Origin of the sequence: Streptococcus sp. SO4, from assembly GCF_030440055.1 — a bacterium.
GTDB lineage: Bacteria > Bacillota > Bacilli > Lactobacillales > Streptococcaceae > Streptococcus > Streptococcus nidrosiense.
Genome location: NZ_JAQFJI010000025.1, coordinates 1 through 3,768, shown reverse-complemented (window position 1 = coordinate 3,768; position 3,768 = coordinate 1). Strand labels below are relative to the sequence as shown.

Annotated in this window: 2 protein-coding genes; one reads left to right on the top strand and one right to left on the bottom strand. The window is 26.2% G+C overall.

The window, feature by feature from the left end; all coding sequences use genetic code 11:
• Window positions 1-132: 132 nt before the first annotated feature.
• Window positions 133-2,412: a tetratricopeptide repeat protein gene (locus tag PCY08_RS09895; RefSeq protein ID WP_301560225.1), complete on the top strand. Its 2,280-nt coding sequence runs from the start codon at window positions 133-135 to the stop codon at window positions 2,410-2,412.
• On the opposite strand, the gene PCY08_RS09890 is transcribed toward PCY08_RS09895, so the two are convergent.
• Window positions 2,396-3,637, bottom strand: a complete 1,242-nt coding sequence (locus PCY08_RS09890) for a glycine hydroxymethyltransferase (protein WP_301560224.1) — start codon at window positions 3,635-3,637, stop codon at window positions 2,396-2,398. The two genes, PCY08_RS09895 and PCY08_RS09890, sit on opposite strands and share 17 nt — an antisense overlap.
• Window positions 3,638-3,768: the final 131 nt, after the last annotated feature.

Genomic DNA, 3,768 nt, shown 5'->3' with positions numbered 1-3,768 from the left:
TAAGCTCTCGTTGATCAATATCATAGTTTGCTATTTAATTTTAACTAAAAAAATCATTATACAAATCAATCTACTAAAGATGAATTTATGGTATACTAACGATAATAAATAGTTATCGATAGGAGAATATTTATGTACTATGGACGCAACAATGAAATAGAACAGCTAAAACACCATTTTAAGTATTCTAGCAATGATAAAAATAGTTTATTCATTATAAATGGTTTTAGTGGCAGTGGCAAGACTGAATTAGTTAAAGAAGTTAGCCAACAAATATATAGAAATAATAAAGAAATTTTTATTTTATATGTTGATGTTGCAAATGATGGATTTGAAAGTAATAAATTTTTTGAAAATTTATTAAAAGGAGCTTATATAGCTACTCAATTCAGGAGAAATCTTTGTTTATCTATACCACATAAATATTCGTTCTCAAATTATTTAAGAAAACAAAAACTAACCAACTTAACATTGAAGCATAGTTTTAAACTTATCAAATCACTAATTTCATTAAACGTTCCGTATAAGAAAATTATTGACTATCCTTGGGAGGAAGTTATTTCTGAAATAAAAGAAGAAATTTTCGAAAGTGATCTATATTTACGTTACTTCTATAATATTTCAAAAAAAGTCAGAGTTAACATAATTATTGATAATTATCAATTTTTACCTGATAATATAAAAATAAAATTTGAAGATGATTTCAACACACTTCAAAAAGGAATTTCTTTGACCATAATACATCGAACTGATGAAGGTGTCAGTTTAGTTGATAAATTAGATACATTAGATAATTATACTTCTAATGTATTAAATTTATCTTATCTGACAGAAGAAGAGTGTAAATTATTAATAAATAATCAGATTGATTTTCTAGATAATACCATGTTAAATCAAATTTGGCAGTTAACTAAAGGAAATTATAAAGAAATTGAATTAATTATTAATAAACTGGCAGACAACCCTAATTCAGAACTACTTAGTATTTCTGACATTTATAATAAACTTTCAGACACTCAAAAAAATATTCTGATTATATCATCAATTTTTCCAGCTGGAATGAGTAAAGAAATAGTTTTTAACTACATAAAATCTATTATAGAGGACACAACTGAAGTATCGAATTCGTTAAATGCTCTTATTAATGCAGGCTTTGTATACATTAATGGAGATACAAATGATAAGATAAAAATATCACATGAATCAATTGTTAATAGTATATTAAATCAAACTACTGATTCTGATCTTAAATTAGTCACAGAGAATCTTAAAATATATTTAGAACAGACTATCTTATCCATAGGAATAGGTGGTGAATTAGCTTACTTAATTCACTGCTTAATACATATCAGTAGTCTTGAAGAGTTAAGACAAAATATAGAATACATTAAAAAATTACTCGAAATAGAGTATAGAAAAAATTCTTATTTTTATATCGTATCTTTGAGTAAAAAGATATTTAATTTAATAGAATTATTACCAGAGAAATATATACATTATATTTTGAATTCACATCAATGGACTTCAAATTTTAATGATGGTTTAACAATTCTTAGAAATCTTAAAGTTGAGTATTATTCGGAAAATATAAATTTATATTATCCTAGATTTTTAATTCAACTATATGAATTTAATGAAGCGTTAAATTTACTAGAAAAATTAGAAAACAACTCAGGAAATTTGCTCTATAAATTAAACGCTTATGGACATCTAGGTAAAGATAAAGAAGCAATAAAACTTCTTAATGAAACTCTTAATGCAGTAGAAAAAGATGATTTTTATTATATTATTTTACGAAATTCTGCCCATTATTTTCCAATTGAACAAGCTACTAAAAATCTCAAATTAGCATTAGAGTATTTTCAAGTGAATGAGCAGTATATTCCTGTTGCAACTGTATATAATAATTTAGGAGTCATTTATACATGGAATAGAGAATATGATTTAGCTTTAGAAAATCTCAACAAAGCAGAAAAAATACTAAAAAAATATGATTCAAATGAAATTTTTGAATCATATTGTAATAAATCAGTTTTATTTCTAATGAAGAAAGATTATCAACAATCTCTAGAATATATCAATAAATCACTTCAAATGTGTCCTAAATCTTTAACTTTAGATGTTCGTATGCTTAAACTAAATAAATTAGTTGTTGAATTAGTGTCTGAAAATATTTCTCTTATAGATTTTCAGAATTCTTTAAGATACTTTGAGTCAGAAATTCCACTAATAGATGATCCTTGGTATAAATTTCAAGTTGTATACAATCTAAAACAAATTAGTGATATTCCTTCTGTTTATGATCAATCATATATTGAAAATTATAAGGATGGATTAACTAAATACTATATACTAATTCCATATAAAAATTATAATTTTTGTCTGGGTCTATCTCCTAATTGGAGATATTAATCTGTTTGTGATATTTGCTAATGAGTTCAGAGTGTATAGAGTAGTTGAATTGTTTATATTTTAGTAAATTAGCTACTAGTTCAGCTAATTTCTGTATATCAGGCTCTGTGTATCCTAGATTTGTAATACCAACTGTTCCTAACCTAATTCCTGAAGTAGTCATTGGACCATATTTATCATTCGGAATTTGATTACGATTAACCAATATTCTATGCTCGAAAAGTAACTCCTCTGCTTCTTTACCATTAAAGTTTAGATTTGATAAGTTGATTAAAACAACATGAGTTTTTGACTGTTTATAGATGACATCGATTCCATAGCTAGTTAAGCAATCTATTAACAGTTGAGTATTTTTAAGGACTTCTTTAGCATAACTTTGAATATCTATTGACAATAATTTAATTAAACATATACATTTAGCAAATAATGCAGATTGTGTCGGACCCCCTTGGGTTCTAGGAAAAATAGAATAACTTATTTCTCTTTCAAAAGAGCTACGATAAACTAGCACACCTCCTTGAGGTCCACGTAAACACTTATCCATTGTAAAAGTAGCAAAATCTACAAAAGGGAAAATTGCTTGATGAATATCTGCCATAATATACAAGACACTATGGCAGATATCTGCCAATATGAGAGTGTCAGGACTAGTTTCTTTAACCGTCTTATAAATTTTTTTATAATTAAACTCATTTCCATACGATGAAGCACCGACAACAAGTAATTTGGGTTTATATAGCTCTAATAATTCCCTTAGTTCAATAAAATCTACTTTTAAATTATTATCTAAATGATAATATATAACCTTACCTCTACCTGTGTAAGTGTGTGAAATATGCCCCCCGTCTTTTGGTGATAATGATAGAATAAAATCATCTCTTTCTAAAACTCCATTATAAACAATTTGATTAGCCTGAGTTCCAGAATTTGGTTGTAAACTAACTCGATAATCTTTGGACCTTATATTAAAGAGTTTGCAACACAATTCCTCAGCATATACTTCAATATCATCTAATGAAGTACAATGAGGAAAATAACGTTTTTCAACAACGCCTTCAGTTGGAAGTGTAGAAAGTGGAAAGCTTTGTATTTTTAATACTTCGCTGAATGGATAGCTAATACAAGCAGCAAGATTTATGATACTATTTTGATCTTGATTATATGATTCAAGAATTTTATTCAATCTCTGATAAATTTTTCCTTCAAACTTATTAGTTATATACACTTATTTCTCCTATCGATAACTATTTATTATCGTTAGTATACCATAAATTCATCTTTAGTAGATTGATTTGTATAATGATTTTTTTAGTTAAAATTAAATAGCAAACTATGATATTGATCAACGAGAGCTTA

Excerpts from the sequence above, each read along its gene's own strand:
- PCY08_RS09895 (WP_301560225.1), top strand. The coding sequence starts at position 133 with ATGTACTATGGACGCAACAATGAAATAGAACAGCTAAAACACCATTTT.